The sequence below is a fragment of the Streptomyces sp. NPDC015242 genome (assembly GCF_043079125.1).
GTDB lineage: Bacteria > Actinomycetota > Actinomycetes > Streptomycetales > Streptomycetaceae > Streptomyces.
On record NZ_JBIBUF010000010.1, the window covers coordinates 59506 to 82917 of the forward strand.

19 protein-coding genes are annotated in these 23412 nt (G+C 75.8%); 16 read left to right on the plus strand and 3 right to left on the minus strand.

Translation table 11 applies throughout. The annotated features are described in order from the left end of the window. Window positions 1-140 precede the first annotated feature (140 nt). The 4 genes from ACF07N_RS30225 to ACF07N_RS30240 all read left to right on the plus strand — a co-directional run bounded on the left by ACF07N_RS30225 (window position 141) and on the right by ACF07N_RS30240 (window position 6399). Window positions 141-2936 (plus strand): ATP-binding protein, encoded by a 2796-nt coding sequence (locus ACF07N_RS30225; RefSeq protein ID WP_392118905.1) that lies wholly within the window; start codon window positions 141-143, stop codon window positions 2934-2936. A 111-nt stretch (window positions 2937-3047) separates the two neighbouring features. Beyond that, window positions 3048-4043: an alpha/beta hydrolase gene (locus ACF07N_RS30230; protein ID WP_392118908.1), complete on the plus strand. Its 996-nt coding sequence runs from the start codon at window positions 3048-3050 to the stop codon at window positions 4041-4043. Window positions 4044-4142: 99 nt separating this feature from the next. Next, window positions 4143-4973: an AraC family transcriptional regulator gene (locus ACF07N_RS30235; protein ID WP_392118911.1), complete on the plus strand. Its 831-nt coding sequence runs from the start codon at window positions 4143-4145 to the stop codon at window positions 4971-4973. 235 nt (window positions 4974-5208) lie between these two features. Beyond that, on the plus strand, window positions 5209-6399 hold the full coding sequence (locus ACF07N_RS30240; RefSeq protein ID WP_392118914.1) for a PP2C family protein-serine/threonine phosphatase: 1191 nt from the start codon (window positions 5209-5211) through the stop codon (window positions 6397-6399). Window positions 6400-6452: 53 nt separating this feature from the next. Here the strand turns inward: ACF07N_RS30240 and ACF07N_RS30245 are convergent, their stop codons facing one another. Further along, window positions 6453-7649, minus strand: a complete 1197-nt coding sequence (locus tag ACF07N_RS30245) for a hypothetical protein (RefSeq protein ID WP_392118916.1) — start codon at window positions 7647-7649, stop codon at window positions 6453-6455. Between the two features lie 91 nt (window positions 7650-7740). On the opposite strand from ACF07N_RS30245, the gene ACF07N_RS30250 reads away from it, so the two are divergent. The 12 genes from ACF07N_RS30250 to ACF07N_RS30305 all read left to right on the plus strand — a co-directional run bounded on the left by ACF07N_RS30250 (window position 7741) and on the right by ACF07N_RS30305 (window position 21256). Beyond that, on the plus strand, window positions 7741-8715 hold the full coding sequence (locus tag ACF07N_RS30250; protein WP_392118919.1) for an ABC transporter substrate-binding protein: 975 nt from the start codon (window positions 7741-7743) through the stop codon (window positions 8713-8715). Between the two features lie 101 nt (window positions 8716-8816). After that, window positions 8817-9848, plus strand: coding sequence for a FecCD family ABC transporter permease (locus tag ACF07N_RS30255; protein WP_392119507.1), 1032 nt, complete (start codon window positions 8817-8819; stop codon window positions 9846-9848). Then, a complete protein-coding gene (locus tag ACF07N_RS30260; protein ID WP_392118922.1) occupies window positions 9845-10852 on the plus strand; it encodes a FecCD family ABC transporter permease in 1008 nt (335 codons plus the stop codon). The genes ACF07N_RS30255 and ACF07N_RS30260 overlap by 4 nt, the downstream gene beginning before the upstream one ends. Window positions 10853-10871: 19 nt before the next feature. Beyond that, window positions 10872-11693, plus strand: a complete 822-nt coding sequence (locus ACF07N_RS30265) for an ABC transporter ATP-binding protein (RefSeq protein WP_392118924.1) — start codon at window positions 10872-10874, stop codon at window positions 11691-11693. Window positions 11694-11751: 58 nt separating this feature from the next. Continuing rightward, window positions 11752-11865, plus strand: a complete 114-nt coding sequence (gene amiA / locus ACF07N_RS30270; RefSeq protein ID WP_241270818.1) for a streptamidine family RiPP — start codon at window positions 11752-11754, stop codon at window positions 11863-11865. Between the two features lie 101 nt (window positions 11866-11966). Beyond that, window positions 11967-12950 carry a hypothetical protein gene (locus ACF07N_RS30275; RefSeq protein WP_392118927.1) on the plus strand — a complete coding sequence of 328 codons (984 nt, stop codon included), beginning with the start codon at window positions 11967-11969 and terminating at the stop codon, window positions 12948-12950. Beyond that, the gene (locus ACF07N_RS30280) at window positions 12947-14428 is read left to right on the plus strand and encodes a CocE/NonD family hydrolase (protein ID WP_392118930.1); all 1482 of its coding nucleotides are present in this window, start codon (window positions 12947-12949) and stop codon (window positions 14426-14428) included. The genes ACF07N_RS30275 and ACF07N_RS30280 overlap by 4 nt, the downstream gene beginning before the upstream one ends. Then, window positions 14425-15804 carry a YcaO-like family protein gene (locus tag ACF07N_RS30285; RefSeq protein ID WP_392118933.1) on the plus strand — a complete coding sequence of 460 codons (1380 nt, stop codon included), beginning with the start codon at window positions 14425-14427 and terminating at the stop codon, window positions 15802-15804. The genes ACF07N_RS30280 and ACF07N_RS30285 overlap by 4 nt, the downstream gene beginning before the upstream one ends. Before the next feature lie 10 nt (window positions 15805-15814). Continuing rightward, window positions 15815-16960, plus strand: coding sequence for a SagB/ThcOx family dehydrogenase (locus ACF07N_RS30290; protein ID WP_392118936.1), 1146 nt, complete (start codon window positions 15815-15817; stop codon window positions 16958-16960). Then, on the plus strand, window positions 16957-18696 hold the full coding sequence (locus tag ACF07N_RS30295) for an ABC transporter ATP-binding protein/permease (RefSeq protein WP_392118939.1): 1740 nt from the start codon (window positions 16957-16959) through the stop codon (window positions 18694-18696). Before ACF07N_RS30290 ends, ACF07N_RS30295 begins: the two co-directional genes overlap by 4 nt. After that, window positions 18693-20447, plus strand: coding sequence for an ABC transporter ATP-binding protein (locus ACF07N_RS30300; RefSeq protein WP_392118942.1), 1755 nt, complete (start codon window positions 18693-18695; stop codon window positions 20445-20447). The genes ACF07N_RS30295 and ACF07N_RS30300 overlap by 4 nt, the downstream gene beginning before the upstream one ends. Before the next feature lie 83 nt (window positions 20448-20530). Further along, the gene (locus tag ACF07N_RS30305; protein WP_392118945.1) at window positions 20531-21256 is read left to right on the plus strand and encodes a dienelactone hydrolase family protein; all 726 of its coding nucleotides are present in this window, start codon (window positions 20531-20533) and stop codon (window positions 21254-21256) included. 14 nt (window positions 21257-21270) lie between these two features. Here the strand turns inward: ACF07N_RS30305 and ACF07N_RS30310 are convergent, their stop codons facing one another. Further along, window positions 21271-22491, minus strand: coding sequence for a GTP-binding protein (locus ACF07N_RS30310; protein ID WP_392118948.1), 1221 nt, complete (start codon window positions 22489-22491; stop codon window positions 21271-21273). A 79-nt stretch (window positions 22492-22570) separates the two neighbouring features. After that, window positions 22571-23401: a DUF1684 domain-containing protein gene (locus ACF07N_RS30315; protein ID WP_392118951.1), complete on the minus strand. Its 831-nt coding sequence runs from the start codon at window positions 23399-23401 to the stop codon at window positions 22571-22573. Between the last annotated feature and the right edge of the window lie 11 nt (window positions 23402-23412).

Sequence of the window (23412 nt, forward strand, 5' to 3'; positions counted from 1 at the left end):
TGACGATGATGGGGAGGTGGTTGAAAGAAGAAGGAACCGGGGGGAGGCGCCGGACACACCGGCGCACGGAACGACGGGCGCCGTGCACGCCCCGGCGGAAGCGGAGAGCGAGCCGCCGGGCGCGACGGCGAGGGCCCGCCATGGTGGTTAGCGGCGACACCACGCGCCGGTCAGGACCGGGCGCCGGTCTGCTGGGCCGGCAGGACGAGGTGGCCCGGGTCCTCGCACTCGTCGACGAGGACCACCCCGGGCCACGGACCCTGCTCCTGCTCGGTGACGCGGGCACGGGCAAGTCGGAGCTGCTGACGGCCGCCGCCGGCCACGCACGCGACAGCGGGACGCTCGTCCTGGCGTCCCAGGGCATCGAGGCCGAGTCACGCCACTCCTTCGCGTCCCTGCACCAGTTGCTGCTGCCCGTCCTCCCCGGTGTCGGCGCCCTGCCGTGCCATCTGCGCGCGGCGCTGGAGACGGCGTTCGGCACCGCCCCCGACGGCGGACCGCCCGACTCGATGCTGCTGCGCACGGCCGTCCTGACGCTGCTGGACGCCGTCTCGGACCACCGGCGGGTCCTGCTGTGCCTCGACGACGTCCCGCACATGGACCGGGACTCCCTCGCCGTGCTCGGCTTCGTGATCCGCCGCATCACCGCACAGGACGTGGCGGTCCTGCTGACCGCACGCGGGCACACGGCCCCCGCCGGGCTCCCGGCCGGCCTGCCCACCGTGCTGCTGGGCCCGCTCACCGCACAGGCCGCCGCCGAGCTGATGGACGCCCAGCCGCAGCCGCCCACCGGCCGCACGCGGATCGAACTGCTGCGGCAGGCCGGCGGGAACCCGCTGGCCATCATCGAGCTGTGCCGCGCGGCGGGAACGGGCGGCGCGGGCGTCCTGCCCGGCGGCGGACTGCCGCGCACCGAGCGCATCCAGGAGCTGTACGCCGCCCGGCTGCGCGCCCTGCCGGAGACGACGCAGCGGCTGATCCTCTACGCGGCGGCGTCGCAGGGAGAGGACCTGGCGACCGTCATGGCCGCCGCGCAGGCGGGTCCGGACCTGTCGGCGTGGGCCCCGGCCGAGGAGAACGGCCTCGTCACCGTCATGGACGGACAGGTGCTCTTCCGGCATCCGCTGGTCCGCGCGGGCGCCTACCACGCGGCACCCGCCCACCTCCGGCAGCGCGCGCACCGGGACCTGGCGGCCGCCCTCACCGCCGACCCGGCCCGCCGCGCCTGGCACCTGGCGGCGGCGTGCGTCGGCCGGGACGAGTCCGTGGCGACGGCCCTGGAGGACACGGCCGAACTCGCCGAGCGGCGCGGCGGCTTCTACGCGGCCGGCCAGGCGCTGCAGCGCGCCGCCGAGTGCAGCCCGGCGCCGGCCGACCGGGCCCGCCGGTACACCAAGGCCCTCAGGGCCGCCCAGAACGTCGGTGACCCCCTGTGGGTGTCCGAACTGTACGACCAGGTCACCGCCCTCACCGAGGACCGGGACCTGCTGGGCATGGCGGCCTGCGGGGCAGGCATGGGCCTGTCCCTGTTCGGGCACCAGCGGCAGGCGTTCCGGGTCGTGCTGAGCGCCCTGGAGCCGGACCCGCCCGCGAACGGCATGACCGTCGTCGCGCTGACCAGCATCCTCTCGGCCATCGCCTACCAGTCGGGCCTGCCCGGGTTCAGGGGCCCGGTCACGGCCGTGCTGGAGGGCGCGCGGCCGGGGAACCACGGAAGTCCCTACGCGGAACTGGCGACGAGCGACAGCTCCGACGCCGTGCGGGCCGCCGCCCTGGCCGGGGCCGATCCCACCCGGGCCGCCGAACTGCTGCGGCACCTCCGCCGGGAACCGGCCGCACGCGAGCCGGCGGCCGGCATCGCCGAGACGACACGCCTGCTGGGGCTGGGCGGCGTCTCCTGGTACGCCGACGAGTCCGACCTGTGCGTCGAGGCCCACCGGCAGGGGTACGCCCTGCTCAGTGCCTTCGGCGCCATGGGCTCGGCCGCCCCCTCCCTGGCGGCGATGGCCGCGTCGCTGATCGACACGGGCCGCTGGGCGGAGGCGGACGAGCACCTGGACCGGTCCGCCGCGCTGGCGGCCGTGCACAAGTGGGCGCATCTGCACAGCGATGTCGAGGCCCTGCGGGCGACCCTGCGGGCCCTGCGCGGCGAGACCTCCGGCAGCCCGGCGGACGCGGCCTGGACCGCGGTCGGCCTGGAGGAGAACCGCGCCACCCACGCCCGCCTCCTGCGCGCCGCGGGCACCGCCGCCGCCGCGGCCGGTGACTTCGACGGCGCCTTCCGGCACTTCCGCTCGCTGTTCGCCGAGGACGGCACGCCCCTGCACTACTTCCTGTCCCCGCGGTCGATCGCGGATCTCGCCGCGGCCGCGCAGCGCACGGGACGGGAACGGGAGGCGGCGCGGGTCGTCGACGCGGTGCGCGCCGCGGTCGGGCCGCAGCCGACGACGCGGATGACCCTGCTGCTGCACCACGCCGCCGCGCTGACCGGAGCCCCCAAGGACACCGAGCACCACTTCCGGCTGGCCACGGTGAACCCGGTGGGCGACCAGTGGCCGCTGGCGCGGGCGCAGGCCAGGCTGCACTACGCGCAGTGGCTGCGCAGGCGACGGCGCCCGCTGGACGCCCGCCCGCTGCTGGTCACGGCGGTGGAGTCGTTCACCCGGCTCGGCGCGGCGGGCCTGGCGGACGAGGCCCGGGTGGAGCTGCGCGCCAGCGGCGTGGCCACCGCCCCCGCCCAGGCCGACCCGCTGGCCGAACTCACCGCGCAGCAGCGGGAGATCGTACGGCTGGCGGCGCGCGGACTGCGCAACCGGGAGATCGCCGAGCAGCTGCTGCTGTCGCCGCGCACGGTCAGCTCCCACCTCTACAACGTGTATCCCAAGCTGGGCGTCAGCAGCCGCAACCAGCTGCGCGGTCTGTTCGAGGACCTGTGAGCCCGGCACGAGGAGCAGTAGGGTGGCGGCACTTGAGCGGCGTGGCCCCGCCCGCCGCGGCCATCGGCGTGAGGTCATGGAGCGGCCGTCCGTGACCGTGCAGGGAGTTGCGTGAACCTCGATCCCCCCACGGACGACGGCGGATCCGACCGTCCCGCCGTCGTCCTCGATCCCCTGGTCCAACGGCTCGTCGACGCCTCGGCCGCACCGCCCTACCTGCACCAGCTCGGCCCCGCCGACGGGCGGCAGGCGCTGCTGGAGATGCAGGGCCAGGCCCTCGACGACTTCGCCGTGGACGCCGAGTTCAGGGTGGCCCCCGTGGGCCCCTCCGGGCTCGTCGGCTTCTGGCTGTTCCGGCCGGCGCGGCCGCCCGGGCCCCTGCCGGTGGTGGTGTACCTGCACGGCGGCCGGTGGATGCTCGGCGATGCCCGGACCCACGCACCGATGATCGCCGAGCTGGCGTCCCTCAGTGGCGCCGCCTTCGTCGTGCCCGAGTACACCCGCACCCCCGAAGCCCGCTACCCGGTCGCGCTGGAGGAGGCGTACGCGGTGCTGACCTGGGTCACCGGACAGGCGGCGGAACTGGGCCTGGACGACCGCAGGCTGGCGGTGGCCGGTGACTGCGCCGGCGCGACCATCGCCACGGCCCTCACCATGCTGGCCAAGCAGCGCGGCGGCCCCCGCATCCGCGCCCAGCTGCTCTACTACCCGCTCACCGACCCGGACTGCGAGACGGCGTCGGCCGAGCAGTTCGAGTTCGGCTACCTCCTGACGCGCGGGGCCGTCGAGTGGTACTGGCGGCAGTACACCGACGACGAGAGCGAACTGGCCGAGCCCACGGCCGCGCCGCTGCGGGCCACCCGCGAGGACCTCGCCGGGCTGCCCCCGGCCCTCGTCGTGTCGGCGGAGGCCGACGTCGTGCGGGACGAGGGCGAACACTACGCCCGTCTGCTGCGCGAGGCGGGCGTGCCGGTGACGTCCGTGCGCTACCTGGGCACGGTGCACGACTTCGTGTCCCTGACCCCCCTGCGCGACAGCCCGCCCACACAGGCCGCGCTCAGGCAGGGCGGCCACTTCCTCGCGGACGCGCTGGCCGGCCGGTCCTGAGTCCTTCCGAAGCGACCGTCAACTTACTGATGCCGGTGGGGAACGCGCTTGCCAGGCTGGGGGAGTCCCGTCGCCGCTCGTGCCGCTGGAGAAGCCCTCATGACCGAGTCGACCCCGCTGTCCGGGTGCATCACGATCGTCCCCGCCGTGCCGCACCGGGGAGACGACGGATTCCTCTACCTGGCGAGGATCGACCGCCCTTCGCGGACCATCACCCGGGACGGGACGGAGGTCACCCTGCTGCCGAAGGACCTCGTCTTCTGCGATCCGGCCCGGCGCCGCCTCGCGCAGGCCGGCGACGACGGCCGGATGACGGTCTTCCGTATAGCCCGCCGCCACCTCGGAGTGCCGGACCCGGACCTGGACCGTGTCGTGGGGGCGAGCGTTCCGGGGCGCGGACTGGGCGCGCTGGTGTCGGACTTCCTCGCGGCACTCGCCACCGAGGCGCGGTCCCCGCGACCGATGATCGGCGACCGGCTCGCCCGCGGCGCCCTGGACCTCGTCGCCGTGCTCGTCATGGACCTCCTGCAGACCCCTGCGCCGCAGGAGGCGGAACCGGGGCGACGGGCCGACACCGAGATGCTGACCCGCATCCGGACCTACATCGAGGCGCAGCTCAGGGAGCCGGACCTGTCTCCGGGTTCGATCGCCCGCGCCCACCACATCTCGGTCCGGTACCTGCACAAGCTCTTCCAGAGCGACGGCACCACGGTGGGCCGGTGGGTACGGCAGCGCAGACTCGACTCCTGCCGCCGCGAGCTGAGCCGGACACCGAACCGCCGGATCACCGTGGCCGCCGTCGCCAACCGCTGGGGCTTCAGCAGCCCGGCCCACTTCAGCCGCACCTTCCGGGAGGCGTACGGCATGACCCCCAGCCAGTGGCAGGCACGGGCGGCCGCGGGCCCCGGCACCCCGGCCGCCCTCCGGTGACGGCCGGGAGTGCGGCATCGTGCCGATCGGCCGGCGTGCCCCGCGAGGTCCTGGACTTCGCCGGAGGCGGCGAGGAGCGCGCCCTGAGGTGCGAGGTCGTACGAGTGATCGATGCCCGCCCGGGTGGAGTGCTGGGCGCACCGCTCGACGAGCTCATGAGCGCGCAACGCGGTCCCATGAGGTGATGTCGCGGAAACTCGGGGAAAAAGTTCCGGGCAGCTGAAGGGAGGTTGTCGTGGAACGTGGAGATCTCGAACTCGGCCATGTACTGGCCGCTGCGGAGGCGGCGCCGCCGGGGGAGTCCGTGAACGTGGTGGCGCGCGATCTGCAGAAGCGGTTCGGCGCGTCACGCGTGTCGTTCCTGTTCGCCGACCTCATCGGTCAGCGGCTGGTGCGGCTCGCCGCGGCCGACGGCGACGTCACGGGCGACGCCCGGCCGATCGATCTGCGGGGCAGCGTCTACGACCGTGTGCTGCAGAGCCAGCGCCAGTACGTCGAACCGGACAGCCAGGGCGGACGCCGCGTCATCACGCCGGTCACCAACCGCGGCGACTGCATCGGCGTCCTGGAGACGACCCTGCAGTCCGCCGACGACACCGTGCTGCGCCAGGTCCGCGACGCGGCGCACGCGCTGGCGTACATCATCGTCACGGACCGCCGCTTCACCGATCTCTACCACCTGGGACGGCGCACCACCGAGACCAGTCTGGCCGCCGAGATCCAGCACCAGCTGCTCCCCTCGGCCTCCTGTTGCGAGGCACCCCAGTTCACCCTCGCCGCCGGTCTGATCCCGGCCGACGACATCGGGGGCGACACGTACGACTACACCCTCGACCACGACACCCTGCACCTGTCCGTCACCGACGCCATGGGCCACGACACGAACTCCGCCCTGCTGGCGACGCTCCTGGTCAGTGCGTTGCGGCGGGCACGACGCAGCGGCTGCGACGCGCTGAAGCAGGCCAACCACGCCCACCGGGCCCTGCTCAGCCACAGCCGCGGTCTGGCCACCGGGCAATTGCTGTGCGTCGACCTCGCCACGGGCCTGTGCGAGCTCGTCAACGCCGGTCATCCCTGGCCGCTGCGGCTGCGCGACGGTGCCGTCGAAGAGGTCAGGCTCGCGGTGAACCTGCCGTTCGGCGTGGCGGCGCCCACCTCCTACCGCGTACAGGAGCTGCAGCTGCTTCCGGGCGACCGGCTGGTCCTGCTGACCGACGGCATGCAGGACCGCGGCGCCGCGGCGGTCGACCTGGCCGCGGTCGTTCACGACACGCGCGCGCAGCATCCGCGTGAAGCCGTCCGCAGCCTGACCGGCGCGGTGCTCGACGCCTGCCACGGCAACCTCAGGGACGACGCCACCGTTCTGATACTGGACTGGCACGGCAGCCGCCCGAATCCGTCGGGCACCGCACCGGACCCCCGCTGACCGTGGCCGGACGGGCGGCCGGGCAGCGCGGGACTTCCGGAGGCGGGGGGACGTCACCGGCCCACCGGGTCCGCCTCGGCGCCGTCGTCCCGGATGCGCAGGACGGCGTGGCCGCCGTGGTGCAGCGGGGTGTCCAGCCGGACACGGGCCGCCTCGGTGGCCGTCCGGGCGTCGAAGAGGTGAACCTCGCCGTGTCCGCCCCGGGTGACGGCGACCCAGTCCGCACCGGGTGAGGCGGCCACCGCCCGGCGCTGGACGCCCTCCCAGGGGGTGCCGCCCCGGCGTGGGGCGCCCGTCATGGCGGGCAGCGGGACGCGGCGCACGGCCGGGCCGGTGTCCAGCAGGATCAGTTCGTCCCCGTCGGGGTGGACGCGGGTGAACGCGGCGTGGTCCCGCGCGAGGGCCAGCCGGAAGACCAGGCCCGGGCCGAGTTCGGTCACGGTCGTCCGGCCCGTCGTGAGGTCGTGGCGCCATGCGAGGTTCGTCCACTCCGGCCAGCGCAGCGGGTCCGCCGGGCCGCCCCGCAGGGCCGACCACAGGGCCCGTCGCCGCGGGTCGAGGCGCAGGTACCAGCCCCTGCCGGGGGCGTTCCACGGGATCACCGGCTCGGCGACGAGGGCGTCGCCCTCGCGGCGCGCCCGGCAGACCCCCTTCCCGGTGGCCGTGAAGACCCGCCCGGTGGCCGGGTCGTGGGCGTCCCCGTGACCGTCGTCCGGCAGCGGGAGGGCCCCGTGCGCCGTGACGGGCGGGCAGCCGGGCGGTGCGGCGAGCAGGTCGGCGAACCGGTGCGCGGTCAGGGCGCCCGGCTCCCGGTGCCGCAGCACGGCCCAGGGGGAGTCCCCGCCCAGGACCAGCACCCCCGGCTCACCCTCCCGCGTGCGCACCCGGACCGCGTCGCGCGTGGCCAGGTCGACGACGGTGAGCAGGTCCGACCACGGTCCGGCGTTCTTGCCCAGGCCCGTCGTGACGGCCGTCCACCGGCCGGAGGGGTCACAGGCGAGGTGCTCGGCCGGCACGGCGACCGGAACGGCGGCTTCCACCGGTTCGGCGGCGAAGGGGTCGAGCACCAGCAGTTCTCCCCGGCGGTCGTCGACGCATGCCACCCGCCCGCCCGGCAGCGCCAGGAAGCCTGCGTGCTCGGACAGGTGACGACCGGTGAGCCGGTGCGTTTCGACGCCGTCCGGCACCGTCAGCACGTGGAGGGAGCCCCCGACGTGGTCGGAGACGAGCAGCAGCGGGGCGTCGTTCATCGGGGTCCTCCAGCGGAAAGGGGATCTGATGAAAACGATTATCATGTATGGTCGTCGCGTTCCGATGCCATGAGAAGAAGCGAGGGCATTGATGCGCTCACCGTCCATATCCGTCCGCACCTGGATCGCCGCGGCCGCAGTGGGGTCCGTCCTGGTCGGATGCGGGGCGTCCACCGAGCCCGCGGGCGACGATGCCGCGGCGGCCGGCCCGAGGACCACCGTCACCGTCGAACCCATCCAGGCCACCCGGGAACTGACCGACGCGAACGGCGTGAAGATCTCCCTGAAGCAGGAACCGCGGCGCATCGTCTGCCTGTTCGCGCTCTGCGACGACATCCTGACCGAACTGGGCATCGTCCCCACGGCCACGAACAGCGCCCTCCTCGCCCATCCGGACTTCCTGGGGGAGGGGAAGGCGAAGCAGGTCGCCGTCGTCCCCGGCGGTTTCATCGCCCCCGAGGTGGAGGCCATCCTGTCCCACAAGCCCGATCTCGTGATCGGCCTGGAGGACACCCACGGCAAACTCGCGCCGGCCCTGAAGGACGCCACCACGTTCTGGCCCATGCAGCCCGAGACCTGGCAGGACAGCGTCGGATACCTGCGCGACGTCGCGGCGCTCACCGGCCGTACCGCCGAGGGCGAGAAGGCGGAGAAGACCTTCCGTGCCAAGCTCGCCGAGGCCGAGAAGACCAGGAGCGACAAGACCGCGCTCGTCATCTACGGCAGCGACGAGAACTTCGGGGTCGCCACCCCGGGCACGGACGTCGCCGCCGGACTGTTCCCGAAGATCTCCCGCTACCCGTGGAAATCCCGTGGCGTGGAGGGCAGTTACAGCCTGGAGGAGATCCTCGCCCGCGACGTGGACGTGCTCTTCGTGGAGACGATCGCCTTCGGCGAGGCCGACGGGAAGCTTTCCGAGAAGCTGGCCGGGAACCCGCTGTGGAAGAAGATCCCGGCCGTGAAGAACGGCGACGTCCACGAGGTGAACTCCGAGGTGTGGGCCAAGGGACGCGGCACCCGCTCGCTGGGCATCGTCCTCGACGAGGCCATGGCCGCCCTGCGGTGAGCGCCCGCACCGCGACGCCCGGCGCGGTGCGCGCGGGGACCGGTGAGGTACGGTCCCCGCGGGCCGCCCGGACGTGGCAACTCCTCGCGCTCGCCGCTCTGCTGGCGACCGCGGCCGTCTGCGCCCTGAGCCTGGGCACGCCCTGCGTGCCACCGCACCGGCTGCCCGGCGCGCTGCTGGACGCGGACGACTCGCTCGCCGGGGTCGTCGTCACCGAGCTGCGCGTGCCCCGCCTGCTGCTGGCGCTGGTCGCCGGCGCGTGCCTGGGCGCGGCCGGGCTCGTCCTCCAGGAAGCGCTGCGCAACCCCCTGGCCGTGCCGGAGATGCTGGGCGTGTCGTCAGGAGCCGCACTGGGAGTGGCCGCACCGCTGGTCCTGGCCGTGTCCATCCCGGCGGCCGTCCAGCCGCTGCTGGCCATCGGCGGCGCGGCGTTCGGCGGCGTGCTCACCCTGGTCGCCGCCGGCCTGGGGCGCAGCCCGTCCGCGGTCCTGCTCACCGGGGCCGCGGTCGCCGCAGCGCTGCAGGCCGCGCTGCTCGTGCTGATGGTGATGGCCGACCAGCTCGACCTCCAGCTCATCTACCGCTATCTGCTGGGCTCGCTGTCCGCCCGCACCTGGGACGACCTCACCGGGCTGTGGCCCTGGCTGCTGGTCGCCGTGCCCGCGCTGGTGCTGTGCGCCCCGGTGCTGTCGGTGCTGCGGCTGGGCGACGAGGACGCCGAGGCGCTCGGGGTGCGCGCGCAGCGGGCCCGGTTCGCCGCGCTGGCCATCGCCGTCGTGCTGATCGCGCCCGTGACCGCCGTGTGCGGTCCGGTGGCGTGGGTCGGCTTCCTCGCTCCGCACCTGGCACGCCGGCTCCACCCCACGGGGGACGCGGTGGCCTGGCTGCCGTGGTCGGCGGCGTGGGGCGCCGTCGTGGTGGCGGTCGCCGACCTGCCGGCCCGGCTCGCGCTGGCGCCCGTGGAGACACCGGCGGGCGCCTGGACGGCCCTCTTCGGCGTTCCCGTCGGCGTCGCCCTGCTCCGCTCGCGCCGCCGGAGGCCGGCGCGGCCCGCCTCGCGCACCTCCCGGGGCGTGCGGGAGCGGGGGAGCGGCGCCGCTGTCTCGTCGATCGAGCGGAGGGAGACCCGGTGACCCGGCGTATCACGGTACTCGTCGCGCTCCTCGCCGTCTGCGCCTGCGCCGGGCTCACGGCCGGACGGGGCATGTCCCCTGCCGCGGTCTGGGACGTCCTCGGCGGGGGCGGCGACGCCACCGAGCGGCACATCCTGCTGCGACTGCGCCTTCCCCGGCTGCTGGTGGCCCTCGGGGCGGGGGCCTGTCTCGGCGTGGCGGGCCTGGTCCTGCAGTCCGCGCTGCGCAACCCCCTCGCCGGCCCGGAGGTCACCGGCGTGACCCCGGGCGCCGTCCTCGGGGCCGTCACCGCGAGCGGTCTCGGGCTCGCGGGATGGGAATCGCCCCTCGCCGTCGTGGTGTCCGCGTGCGCGGGCGGCTTCGCGGGAGCCGGCCTGCTGTGGCTGCTGGCCGGCCGCGGCCGGGGGGACCCCGCGCAGACGGCCGTGCACGGCGTGCTCGTCTCGGCGGTGCTCGGCGGACTCACGGCCATGGTCCTGCTGGTGGCACCCGGTGAACTCGGCAGCGTGGTCCAGTGGCTGGTCGGCACGACCGAGGGCCGTGTGTGGCAGCACTGGCACCTGCTGTGGCCCTGGGCGCTCGTCTGGGGAACCGCGGCGTGGTTGCTGACCGGGCCTCTGACGCTGCTGCGCTGCGGCGACGACGTCGCCGTGGCCGCCGGGCTGTCCGCCGCCCGGGCCCGCGGCCTCGCGCTGGTGTGCGCGGTCGCGCTCACGGCGGGCGCCGTGGCCGCCGTGGGGGCGCTGGGGTTCGTGGGCCTGCTCGTACCGCACCTGGCCCTGGCCCGGTTCGGCGCGGACCTGCGGGTGGCGCTGCCCGGCGCCGCGCTCGTGGGCGCCCTCGTGGTGTGCGGGGCCGACGCGGCGGCCCAGCTGGCGTCCCGGCTGCTGGCCGTCGCACTGGACTCCGGCCGGCTCACGCTCCCGGTCGGGGCCCTCACCGCGTGCGTGGGCGCCGGGCTGCTGCTGGTCGTCGTGCGCCGCTCACCGGGTCGCACGTTCTGATGTCGACGAAGGACAGAGCATGACCGAACCCATGGGCATCCACGTCGAGGGAGTCCGCTTCGGCTACCCCGGCCGACCCGTGCTGCGCGGCGTCGACGTGAGCGTCGCACCGGGCGAACTGACCGCCCTCATCGGCCTCAACGGCTGCGGCAAGTCGACCCTGCTGCGCCTTGCGGCCGGGCTCCTGCGGCCGGACGAGGGGCGGGTGCTGCTCGGCGGCGACGACCTGTCCCGGCTCTCCCGGCGCGCCACCGCACGCCGGGTCGCCCTGCTGCACCAGTCGGCCCCGGCCGTACCCGGTATGACCGTCCGTCACCTCGTGCGGCAGGGGCGGTACGCCGCGCGCGGCCCGCTCGGGATGCTGCGCGAGGGTGACGATCCCGTGGTGCGGCGGGCGCTGCGCGACGTCGGGGTGGAGCAGTGGGCCGACCGTGACGTCGACGCGCTGTCGGGAGGCGAACGGCAGCGGGTGCGGCTGGCGATGGCGCTCGCCCAGGACACCCGGGTCCTGCTGCTCGACGAGCCGACCACCTACCTCGACCTGCACCACCAGCTCGACGTGCTGCAGACCGTGGTGCGGCTGCGCGCCGAACGCGGTCTCACCGTGGTGATGGTGCTGCACGACCTGGCCCACGCGGCCCGGTTCGCCGAGCGGATCGTCGCCCTGCGCGACGGCCGTGTGGTGGCCGACGGGCCGCCGAAGCGGGTCGTCACACCGGGGCTGCTGGCGGAGGTGCTGCAGGTGGCCGGCCGGGTCGGTGAGGACCCGGAGGGCGGCTGGCCGGTGTGTTACCCAGATCACCCTCTCCCGGTACTAGAAAATGAAAATCAGGTTCATTAGTGTGGCGTCCACGGCGCTCAGCCGAACGCCGTATCTCCCTGACGATGAAGGAGAGTTCATGGACAACGAGCAGGTCTTCGCGCCCATCGCCGACCCGGGTCAGCTGGCCCACGACTCGGCCTCCCACTCCAACGCGCTCGTCGAGAACCCCTTCGAGGACACCGAGGAGTAAGCGGGGGCTCAGCTCCCTCGACCGTGGGCCCGCCCGTCGCCTTCCGGGCGGGCCCACGCCCGTCCCACGCCCGTCCCAGGCCCGTCGTCAGGAGGATCACCGTGTCCCGCAGCCGTCTCGCACCCGGTGTCGAGGTCGTGGCCGTGCCCGGCCGAGGACTCGCCGTCCGCACTTCCGAAGGGGAGTTCCTCAGCGTCAGGACCGGTGAGGCGGACGAGCGGCTGCTGCTCTCCCGGCTCTCCGGGGAGACCACCGTCCCGGCGGACGCGGAAGTCGACCGTGTGGTGCGCGGATTCGAGCAGGCGGGCTTCCTGGCGGACGACTCCCAGCCCGCGGCATGGCCCGCCGGCCGGCGGAACGTCCGGCTGCTCGGCGACGCGGCCCTGACCCGGCCGCTGGCCGCGCAACTGGCGGCGCTGGGCGCCGAACCGCACATCACCGCGGGCCGTTTCCCTTCCGCCGCCGACGACTTGACGCTTGTCGAGGGCGGATCCCCGTCCGGTGCCGACGACCTGCCCAGCACCGCAGGCACCTCAAGCACCGCAAACACCTCCCCGTCCGGTGCCGATGACCCGCCCACCACACCGGGATCCGCACCGCGGGGCGTCGACGAACTGCTCAGTACCGCACCCGCCGCCGTCGTGTGGTGTCTCGACGGACCCGTCCCGGACGGGCTGTGGGACGACGCCGACCGGCTGCCCGAGCACGGCGTCGCGTGGCTGCGCTGCCACCGCGAGGGCTGGCAGGCGTACGTCGAGCCCCTGGCGGCCGAACCCGGAGACGTCACCTCGGCGCACCTGCGCTCCCGGCGCCTGGCCGCGACCCCGGCGCACCGCGAACTCGCCGCGTACTGGCACGGGCCGCGCACCTGCGGCCGCCCGGCCCGGCTCACCCTGCCCGCCGCCACCCTGCTCGCCGCGCTCCTGGCCGACGACCTCCACCGGTGGGCCACCGGCACGCCCGCCACGGCCGGACTCCCGGCGCGGCGCCGGCTGCGCCAGGTCGACCTGCGCACCCTGACCGTCACCGAGCACCCCGTGCTGCCCGTCCCCGCCGTCGCCCCGATGCCGAAGAAGGCCGGATGACGGCGTACAGCACGGCGGTCGGAGGACTCGCCACCGACATCACCCTGCCCGACGGCGACGGACCCTTCCCGGCCGTCGTCATCCGCACCCCCTACGACCGTGCCCGGCACCGGCCCGAGGCGCGCGGCTGGGCCCGCCGGGGTTTCGCCGCCGTCGTCCAGGACGTACGGGGCCGCCACGCGTCGGCGGGGGAGTGGCAGCCCTACGCGCACGAGACCACCGACGGGACGGCGGCCGTGCGCTGGATCCGGCGGCAGCCGTGGAGCGACGGCCGGCTGGTGGCCGCCGGCGCCTCCTACGCCGCCCACTGCGCCCTCGTCCTCGCCCTCGACGCACCCGGGGACGCCCGGCCGGACGCCGTCATCGCGGCCGTGCCCGCCCTCGGCCCGGCGGACACCGCCCGCGAGGCGTCCGGCGTGGAACGGCTGCTGGCCCGCGCCGGATGGTGGGCCGCCCACGGCGACCGGCGCGACTCCGACGAAACCGCCCTGGACAAGGCCCTCGCCGAGGACCCCGGCCTGCTCGCCCACCTGCCGCTGACCGCCCTGCCCGAACGGCTGGGACGCCCCCTTCCCTCGTGGGCGGGACTGTGGCGGCACCACGCCCGCGGACGCCTCGTGGCGCGGGCGGCATACGCCGCAACGCCCCTGCTCGCGGTGGGCGGCCACCACGACCACTTCGCCGATGAGACCGGCGCCCTCTGGCGCGCCTGGAAAGGCCCCTCGGCGCGCCTGCTGCTCGGCCCCTGGGGACACGCCCTCACCTCCGCCCCGGGTCCGGACGCGGGACCCGCCCACCGGCTCGACCTCGGCGAGCTGTACGTGCGCTGGGCGCGCCGGGCCCTGACCGGCGGGCTCGCCCCCGGCCGCCACGGCGCCCTCGCGCTCGGCGGCGCGGACCTGTGGCTGCCCGCCGGTGCCGAGGGCGCACCGCGCACCCTGCGCACGCGCCTGGTGCACGGGTCCGCCTTCACCGCCGACCCCGCACGTCCGGTCCGCTCCGACGACCTGACCGTCCCCGCCGACGGCCCGGCGGACCGCTGCCTGCTGCTCACCCCGCCGCTGCCGCGCCCCCTCGACCTGGTCGGCCCCGCCGCGGTGCGGCTGCGCGCCACCGCCCACTCGCCGTCCGCCGACTGGGCGGCCCGGCTCGTCGCGCTCACCCCGGAAGGGACCGCCGAACGGCTCGCCGCCGGCATCGTCCGGCGGTCCGGACCGGCGGGCCGCGCAAGCGAGTTCACCGTCGGCCTCGGCCGGCTCGCCCGCCGGATCGGGGCCGGCACCCGGCTGCGCCTGGAGATCTCCGGACACCACTTCCCGGCCCACGCACGCAACCCCCACACCGGCGACGACCCGGTCACGGCCGTCCGGGCCGCCGTCTCGCGGCGCGAGGTCGAACCGGCCGCGGTGGCGCTCACGCTCCACGTCCTCCCCCGCCGTCCCGCCCCCACCGACCCCGCCCAGGAGATCCTGCGATGACGGCGCTGCCGCTGGAAGCACTCGTCGACCCCGTCTGCGGCATCGTCCGCAAGGTGAAGCCCGTCGAGCACCCCCCGGGCACCCCGCCCCGCTACACCGCGCTCACGGCCGAGATATCCGACGCGCGCAGACTCGGCCTGTGGCCCGCCGACCGGGTCTCCCTCGGCACCACCTTCGGCGACCCCGCACAGGCCCGGATCGCCGCGATAGCCGAGGGCGTCGAGCGCTACTGCGGCAACCGCGTGCCGCCGCCCGGCCACCCCGACGCACCCCTGCGCGCCACCGCCGCCGAACTCGCCGACAAGGGCCTGCGCCTGTACGGCCCCGGCGAACTGCCCGCCTACGCGCCCTGGCAGTACGCCCGGGACAGGTTCCCCTACCGCCCCCTCACCGCCGACACCCCGGCCCTGTGGACCCGCGGCACCGAACGGCTGCCCGACGGCACCGCCGCCGAGGTCTGGGCACCCGTCTCGCTCACCCACCTCAACTGGCGCCAGGGCGACCTGCGCGAGCTGCCCCGCACCCACCACCTCAACTACGCCGGGATCGCCACCGGACAGGGCCTCGACGACGCCGTCGAACGCGGTCTGCTGGAGATCGTGGAACGCGACGCCCTGGAACTGTGGTGGCACCTGGACGGCCCCGCCCGCGGCATCGACCCGGCGAGCGTGCCCGGCCTCGCCGGCGACCTCGCCGGCTCCGCCCTCGACGTCCACATCGTCGAGATGCGCTCGGAGTTCGCCCCCTGCATGGCCGCGCTCGTCCACGACCCGCGCCTCGGCCTGTACGCCGCCGGGTTCGCCTGCAAGTACGACCCGGCCGAGGCCGCCCGCAAGGCCGTCCTCGAAGCCGTCCACACCTGGGTCTTCACCCAGGGGCTGACCGATCCCGGCGGCTGGGTCTTCCAGGCCGTCGAGGCCGGGCTCCTCGCCCGCGGGCTCTACCTGGAGCACCGCCCCGACGGACGCTACCTCGACGTGTGCGGCGAGCAGTTCGAACACGTGCGGGACCTGGGCGCGCACGTGCAGGTGTGGCTGGACGAGCGGATGGCGGCCGAGGCCCGCCGCTTCACCGCGCCGGCCCTCGGCACGGTGCCCGTCGACGCCGTCGCCCCCGGCAGCCGGGAGCGCCTGGACACCGCGCTGCGCGACGGCGGCCACCGCGTCATGACGTTCGACCTCACCACCGAGGACGTGGCCGAGACCGCGCTGCGCGTCGCCAGGGTCCTGGTCTCCGGGCTCCTGCCCAACGCGCCCGCCGCGTTCGGCTACTTCGGCTGCCCGCGCCTCGCCGAAGCCGCCGTCGCCCGCGGCTGGCGCGCCGAACCGCCGCACGCCCCGGGGGACTTCACCCTGGCGCCACCGCCGCACATGTGAGGCCTCCCCCGTGGAACACGCCCGTGAGGACCGCATGCCGGACCTCGTCGCCGCCCTCGCCCGCGCCCGGTCCCCGGAGCGGCCCGGCCCCGACACGCCTGCCGGGGGAGCCGTCCGGACCTGGCCCGGCCCGCCGCTCGCCGTTCCGCAGGCCGGCTCGGCGGACCTCGACCTGCACCTGCTGCTGCGCCTGTCCCTGGCCGCCTCCGACCGCTCCGGGCGGCTGCGGCCCGCGCCCTCCGCCGGCGCCCTGCACCCCGTGGACACCGCACTGACCGTGGGCGCCGGCTGCTCCCTGCCGCCCGGCCGCTACGGCTACGACCCGCTGCGCCACCGCGTGCACCACCTCGGCCCGGCACCCCACGGCACACCCCCGGGGGTGACCGCCGACCTGTCCGTCACCGCCCGGCGCACGCTCTCCCACTACGGGCACCGGGCCTGGCCCCTGCTGCTGCTCGACACCGGCCACGCGGCCGCCGCCCTGTTCCTCGCCGCCCGGGCCCTCGGCGTGCCCGAGCCCGAGGTACGGCTGGACGGACAGGCCGAGAGCCCGCTGGCCGCCGTCCACGTACCGCTGCCCGGCCTGCGCGGCACACCGGCCCCGGCCGGAACCCCCGCCACGGGCGGGCCCGCCGGCCCGCCCGGCGCCGCAGAACTGCTGGCCCGCCGCAGCTGCCCGCCTCCGCTGCGGGGCACCCCACCCCCCGGCGCCCTGCGCGCCGTCCTCACCACCGCCGCCCGGGCGGGCGCCGGTGACCTGCGCTGGAGCGCCGCCGTCGGCCCGCCCCGACCGGGCCTGCTGGCACCGGCCGCCGACGGCACGCCGCGGCGGTACGCGTCCGGTGAGGCCCGTCCGACACTCGCCGCCTGGGCCGCGGGCCAGGCGTGGATCGCCGACGCGGGCGCCGTCCTGCTCGCCCACGGCTGTCCCGCCGACGCCGACGCCCCGCACATCCGCCGCACCCACCTGAGGGCCGGCTTCGCCGTCCACCTGGCCCATGTCACCGCCCTGCGCCACCGGCTGGCCGCCCGGCCCGTCGGCTCCTGGCAGCAGGCCGACCTCGGCGCCGCGCTCGGCGCCGCCCCGGGCCGTGACTGGGTCGTGCACGCCCTGGCCCTCGGCACCCGCCACGCCGACGAGGAGAACTCCCCGTGATCGTCCACCCCGAGCTGCGCCGCGCCGCCCGGCGCGCACGGCGCCCCCTGCTCGCGGCCACCCTCCTGCAGGGAGCCGTCACCCTCACGCACCTCGCGCAGGCGGCCCTGCTGGCCCTCGCGCTCGCCGCACTGGCCGACGGCGGCACCGGGCGGCTCCCGTGGCTGCTGGCCGCCGTGCTCGCCGTCGTCGCCGTCCGCGCCGGCCTCGCCCTGGGACAGCGACGCACCGCCACCCGCGCCGGGGCCCGGGTCAGGGTGGCCCTGCGGGACGAACTCGTCGCCCACCTGGGCCGCCTGGGGCCCGCGCACCTGACCACCGCGCGGGCCGGAGCCGTCCGCACCACCCTCGTCGAGGGGGTGGAGGGCGTCGACGCCTACGTGTCCCGCTACCTGCCCCAGCTCCTGGTCACCCTCGTGGTGCCGCCCCTGGTCCTCGCCGCTCTCGCCGCGGTGGAACCCCTGGCCCTCCTCGGGCTCGTCCCCGCCCTGCTTCTGGCCCTGCTGGGACCGCGCGCCTGGGACCGGCTCCTCGCCGCCCGCGGCAAGGAGCACTGGGACACCTACGAGGGACTGGGCGCCGACTATCTGGAGGCCCTCCAGGGCATGCCGGCCCTGCGCGCCGCGGGCGCCGTCGGCCGCACCCGCGCACGCCTGGAGGAGCGCTCCGCGGCCCTGCACCGCGCGACCGTCGCGAAACTGCGGGTCTCCCTGGTCGACACCGGCATCACCGACCTCGCCATCCAGGGCGGCACCGCCGCCGCGGCGCTCCTGGCGTGCCGGTCGGCCGTCACCGGATCCACCACGGCGACCACCACCTATCTGGTGCTGCTGCTGGCCTCCGAGTGCTTCCGTCCCGTCCGTGACCTCGCCCGCGAATGGCACGCAGGCTACCTGGGGGCGTCGGCCGCCGACGGGCTGCGGGCCCTGCGCACGGCCGAGCCGGCGGTCCCCGACACCGCGACCGCCCCCGCGCCCCGGCACGCACCGCCCGAACTGCGCTTCCACGACGTCCGGTTCACCTACGACGGCGCCCCCGCACCCGCCCTGGACGGCGTCTCCTTCACCGCGCGGGCCGGACTCACCACCGCGATCGTCGGACCGTCCGGCGCGGGCAAGACGACCCTGCTGGCCCTGCTCCTGCGCCACCACGACCCGCAGGAGGGACGGATCACCCTCGACGGGCGCCCCACGACCGAGTACGCGCTCGGCTCCCTGCGGCAGAGCATCGCCGTGGTCTCGCAGGAGACGTACCTCTTCCACGCCACCATCGCCGACAACCTGCGCATGGCCCGGCCCGGCGCCACCGACGACGACCTGGCCCGGGCGGCGCGCGCCGCCGGGATCCACGACGAGATCACCGCCCTCCCGGACGGCTACGCCACCGTGCTCGGCGAACGCGGCGCCACCCTCAGCGGCGGCCAGCGCCAACGGCTCGCCCTCGCGCGGGCCCTGCTGGCGGACGCCCCGGTCCTCGTCCTCGACGAGGCCACCAGCGCGGTCGACGAGCGCCGCGAGGCGGACATCGTCCGGGAGTTGCTGCACGCGGCCGGCGGCCGGACCGTGCTGGTGGTCGCCCACCGGCTCGCGGCCGTCCGGCACGCCGACCACATCGTCGTCCTCGACGCGGGACGGGTGGACGCCGCCGGCGACCACACCGGCCTGGTCGAGGCCGGCGGTGTCTACACCCGGCTGGTCGAGGCCGGCCACGCCCACCGAGGGGAACTCGCCGCATGAGCACCGTCACCGGCCCCGCCGCCACCGCGGCGGACGCGCCCGCGCGCGGCGCGCTGCGCGCCCTGCTGCCCGCCCTCGCCGCGCACCGCGCCATGACGGCACGCACCTGCGCCGCCGCCGTGCTCGAACAGGGCTCCCTCGTCGCGCTGCTGACCCTGGCCGCGCACACCGTGGGCACCGCCGTCATCGACGGGCACGCGCCCTCGGCCGGCACCGTCGCCGCGCTCGTCGCCCTCGTCGTGACGCGCGCCCTGATGACCTGGCGGGAGATGGACCTCTCCCACGACCTCGCCTACCGGGTGCTGGCCGCACTGCGCGTGCGCGTCTTCGACGGGCTGGCCCGCAGCGCGCCCGCCCGGGTCGCGGGCCGCCGCAGCGGCGACCTCGCCGCCACCGCCATGGCCGACGTGGAGGCCCTGGAGTTCTTCTACGCCCACACCACCGCCCAACTGCTCGCGGCCGGCACGGTCCTCACCGGCGGCTCGGTGCTGCTCGCCCTGGTCGAGCCGTGGCTGCTGGCGGCCGTCCTGCCGGTCGCGGCCCTGCTCGCCGGGGCGCCCTTCGCCGACGCCCGGGCGCGCACGGCACGCGGCGGCCGCACCCGCGCGGCCGTGGCCGCGCTGTCGGCCGACACGGTGGAGACCGTCGACGGGCTGCGCGAACTGCTCGCCTTCGGCGCTCTGGGCGGACGCCGCCGCGCCCTGGCGGAGCGGGGGCGGCAGGTGGGGGACGCCCAGCGCGCCGAGGCCACGTGGGAGGCCGTCGCCGCCGCCGTCCGCGACCTGCTCATCGTGGCCGCGGTCCTCGGGGTGGTGGCCGCGGCCGCGCAGTCCGTGACCGCCGGACGGCTGCACGGCGCCTGGGCTCCGGCCGCGATGGCGCTGGCCCTGTCCGTCCTCGGGCCGGTCGCGGAGTCGGCCCGCGCCCTCAGTCAGGCCGTGGCGCTGCGGGCCGCCGCCGCCCGGGTCGACGCGGCCGTCAGGGCCCCCGCCCTCGCACCGCCGCCCGCCGCACCACGCCCTCTGCCCGCGGGGCCCCTGGGCGTCCGGCTGCGGCAGGTGCGCTTCGGCTACGGCGGCGAACCCGTGCTGGACGGCGTCGATCTCACCGTCCGCCCCGGCCGGACCCTCGCCCTCGTCGGCGCCTCCGGTGCCGGCAAGTCCACCTGCGGCCACCTGCTGGCCCGCTTCTGGGACCCGTCCGCCGGGGCGGTCGAGTTGCTGCCCGCCGACGGCGAACCCGTGGACGTGCGCGAGGTGGACGACGCCGCACTGCGGCGCGCGGTGGTGCTGGTGGGACAGGACACGCCCCTGTTCCACGGCACGCTCGCCGAGAACCTGCGGCTCGCCGCACCCGAGGCCGACGACCGGGCGCTGGCCGAGGCGGCACGGCTGTGCGGCGTCGACCGGATCGCCCCGCTGGACACCCTCGTGGGGGAGCGGGGCGCCACACTCTCCGGCGGTCAGCGGGCCCGCATCGCCCTGGCCCGCGCGCTGCTGGTCCGGCCGCGGGTCCTCGTGCTCGACGAGTCCACCGCCCACCTGGACAACGCCGGCGACGCCGCACTCGCCGCGGCGCTGGCGCGGGAGGAGCGCACCACCCTGGTCATCGCCCACCGCCCGGCCACCATCCGGCGCGCCGACCGCATCGCCGTCCTGGAGGGCGGCCGCATAGCGGAGGAGGGCACCTGGGAGGAACTCACCGGCCGGCCCGGCAGCGCGCTCAACCGGATCCTCACGACCACCCCCTGAGCGGGCCGGGCGCCGCGAGCCGGCCTTCTGCCGGCGGCAGAACACCGGCCCGACCGGGCCCGGCGATCACTACAGTCCAGCTCATGACGACGGTTACCACGCGCACCATCACCTACGCGGCCGACGGCCTGACGATGACCGGCCATCTCGCGCTCCCGGCCGGAACCGACCGCCGGCCCGCGGTCCTGGTCGGGCCCGAGGGGGTGGGGCTCAGCGACGTCGAGCGCCGCCGGGCCGACGCGCTCGCCGAGCTGGGCTACGTGGCGCTGGCCTTCGACCTGCACGGCGGGCGCTACCTGGGCGACCCCGAGGAGATGCTGGCCCGTTGCATGCCGCTGCTCTCCGACCCCGGCCGGATGCGGGACATCGGCCACGCGGCGCTCGACGTGCTGCGCGCCGAGCCGCGGACCGACCCCGGCCGGATCGCCGCCGTCGGCTACGGCACCGGGGGCGGGATCGCGCTGGAACTCGGGCGCGACGGCGTCGACCTGCGCGCGATCGCCACGGTCAACGGACTGATCACGGGCCGCCCGGACGAGACGGCGCGCATCCGCTGCCCGGTGTGGGCCGGGGTCGGGTCGGAAGACCCGATCATGCCGCCCGCGCAACGGGACGCGTTCACCGCCGAGATGCAGGCCGCGGGCGTCGACTGGCGCCTGGTGGTCTACGGCGGTGCCCTGCACGCCTTCCACCACCCCCCGGTCGACCACACCGTGCTCCCCGGCGTCGGCCACCACCCGCAGCACGCCCGGCGCGCATGGCGGGACGTCGTCGACCTGCTCGCCGAGTGCCTGCCCCTGACGGAGTGACAGCGTCGCGCTGCTTACGACCGCACCCGCCGAACCTCGAAGGGACGGGAAGCGGAGACGGCGGCCGCCGTCCCCGCGCGTTCGTGGGTGTGGCCGTGTTCCGCCTCGCACGCGTCGCCGGTGTCCCACGCGGGAAACGGGTCGTCGGCGGGTGCCTGCTCGGCGTCGGCCAGCAGGCACGCGGTCAGCGCCGCGCGCAGACCCGGCTCCCGCAGGCCGACGCCGATGAAGACGAGCTCCTGCGCGTGCGGCGCGTCGGTGTCCCGGATCCCGGACGGTTCGAAGCGGGCCACGGCTCCCGCCTGCGACCACAGGCCGGTCACGCCGTCCCGCCCCGCCAGGGTGAAGAAGCCCTTGGAGCGCAGTACCTGACCGTACGCGCCGCTGTCCAGGTCCTCGGTGACGAACGTCCACAGCCTGCCGGGGTGGAACGGCCGCGCGGAGCGGAAGACCAGGGAGGAGATGCCGTACTCCTCGGTCTCCGGGACGTGGTCGCCGTTGAGTTCGCGCACCCAGCCGGGCGCCTGCTGCGCGCGCTCCAGGTCGAACCGCCCGGTCTCCAGGACGTCGCGCACCCCGACCCGGCCGTGCACCGCGGGGATCAGGCGAGCCGTCGGGTTCAGCCTCGCCAGCACGCCGCGCACCCGGTCGGCGTCGGTCTCGGCGACCAGGTCCAGCTTGTTGAGGACCAGCACGTCGGCGAACTCGACCTGGTCGATCAGCAGGTCGCTGACGGTGCGTTCGTCGTCCTCGTAGGGGGCCAGGTCCCGGTCGGCCAGGTCGTCGCCCGTGGCCAGTTCCGCGAGGAAGCCGGCGGCGTCGACGACGGTGACCATGGTGTCGAGGCGGGCCACCTCGTCCAGTGTGGCGCCGTCGTCGCGGGCGAAGGCGAAGGTCGCGGCGACCGGCATGGGCTCGGAGATGCCGCTGGACTCGATGAGCAGATAGTCGAAACGGCCGTCCCGGGCGAGCCGGTCGACCTCCTCCAGCAGATCGTCCCGCAGGGTGCAGCAGATACAGCCGTTGGTCATCTCCACCAGCCGCTCCTCGGTCCGGGACAGGGCGGCCTCGCCGCCGCGCACCAGGGCGGCGTCGATGTTGATCTCGCTCATGTCGTTGACGATCACCGCGACGCGCAGGCCCTCGCGGTTGGTGAGGACGTGGTTGAGGAGGGTCGTCTTTCCGGCGCCGAGGAATCCGGACAACACGGTGACGGGGAGACGCTGCGAGGCCATCGGGGGTCCTCTCGGTGGGAGCAGGGGAGACCGACAGCATACGGCAATGGTTTTCATGTGCGATAAGGGTTCCGGGTGCTCAGCGCGCGGTCCGCCGCCGCTCGTGGGGGATCCTCTCGCCGGCCTCGACGGCGACCGGCAGCCGGTTCCCGGCCGGCGGCAGCGGGCAGGTCGCGAAGTCGGTGTAGGCGCACGGCAGGTTGGTGGCGCGGTTGAAGTCCAGCACCACGGTCCCGTCGGGCGCGGGGGCGTCCACGTGCAGGGCGCGGCCCGCGCCGTACGTGGTCACGCCGGAGGTCGCGTCGGTGAACAGCACCAGCAGACTGCCCGGCGTGTCCCCGGTGAAGGCGGTCAGGTCCGGTGTCAGGCCGTCGATCCCGAAGCGGATCGTGCCGGGGGCGTCGTAGACGTGCTGGAGCCCTTCGACCACGGCGCCGACGGTGGTCGGCCGCGGCTCGGCGAAGGCGGTGTACGTTCCCGTGACCACCCAGCGCGGGTCCGGCGCGTACGCGGGCGTGCCGGTGAACCCGGTGCGCAGGGGATGGCGTGGGTCCCGCGGCCTGATGACGTACCGGCCGCCCCGCTCGGCGACCTCGATCACCGTGTCGCCCCAGGCGGCTTCCGTACCGCCGCGCTCCGGGATGCCGCCGAAGGTGTGCCGTCCGCGCACCGGGGTTCCGTCGACCACGAGTTCCTCCCCGTCGTCGAGCACCACGGTGACGCCCTCGTCGCCCGCGGACCAGGTGCCGGGCACACCGGGGAGGCGCTGAGGGCTGGTGTCCGGCCAGTACAGGCCCGTGACGGCGAGGAATCCGTGCTCATGGGCGAGGGCGGCGTCGCGCCGCAGATGCCACGCCTCCCAGTCGGCTGTGAAGGCGTCGAGCGAGGTGGCGGGGTCGTGCAGAGTCATGTCCGCTCCTG

Bases quoted from the DNA above. Each gene is read 5' to 3' on its own strand.
- ACF07N_RS30310 (WP_392118948.1), bottom strand. From the start codon at position 22,491: ATGGCCTCGCAGCGTCTCCCCGTCACCGTGTTGTCCGGATTCCTCGGC.
- amiA (WP_241270818.1), top strand. From the start codon at position 11,752: ATGGACAACGAGCAGGTCTTCGCGCCCATCGCCGACCCGGGTCAGCTG.
- ACF07N_RS30315 (WP_392118951.1), bottom strand. From the start codon at position 23,401: ATGACTCTGCACGACCCCGCCACCTCGCTCGACGCCTTCACAGCCGAC.
- ACF07N_RS30265 (WP_392118924.1), top strand. From the start codon at position 10,872: ATGACCGAACCCATGGGCATCCACGTCGAGGGAGTCCGCTTCGGCTAC.
- ACF07N_RS30235 (WP_392118911.1), top strand. From the start codon at position 4,143: ATGACCGAGTCGACCCCGCTGTCCGGGTGCATCACGATCGTCCCCGCC.
- ACF07N_RS30250 (WP_392118919.1), top strand. From the start codon at position 7,741: ATGCGCTCACCGTCCATATCCGTCCGCACCTGGATCGCCGCGGCCGCA.
- ACF07N_RS30300 (WP_392118942.1), top strand. From the start codon at position 18,693: ATGAGCACCGTCACCGGCCCCGCCGCCACCGCGGCGGACGCGCCCGCG.
- ACF07N_RS30305 (WP_392118945.1), top strand. From the start codon at position 20,531: ATGACGACGGTTACCACGCGCACCATCACCTACGCGGCCGACGGCCTG.
- ACF07N_RS30225 (WP_392118905.1), top strand. From the start codon at position 141: ATGGTGGTTAGCGGCGACACCACGCGCCGGTCAGGACCGGGCGCCGGT.
- ACF07N_RS30285 (WP_392118933.1), top strand. From the start codon at position 14,425: ATGACGGCGCTGCCGCTGGAAGCACTCGTCGACCCCGTCTGCGGCATC.
- ACF07N_RS30245 (WP_392118916.1), bottom strand. From the start codon at position 7,649: ATGAACGACGCCCCGCTGCTGCTCGTCTCCGACCACGTCGGGGGCTCC.
- ACF07N_RS30280 (WP_392118930.1), top strand. From the start codon at position 12,947: ATGACGGCGTACAGCACGGCGGTCGGAGGACTCGCCACCGACATCACC.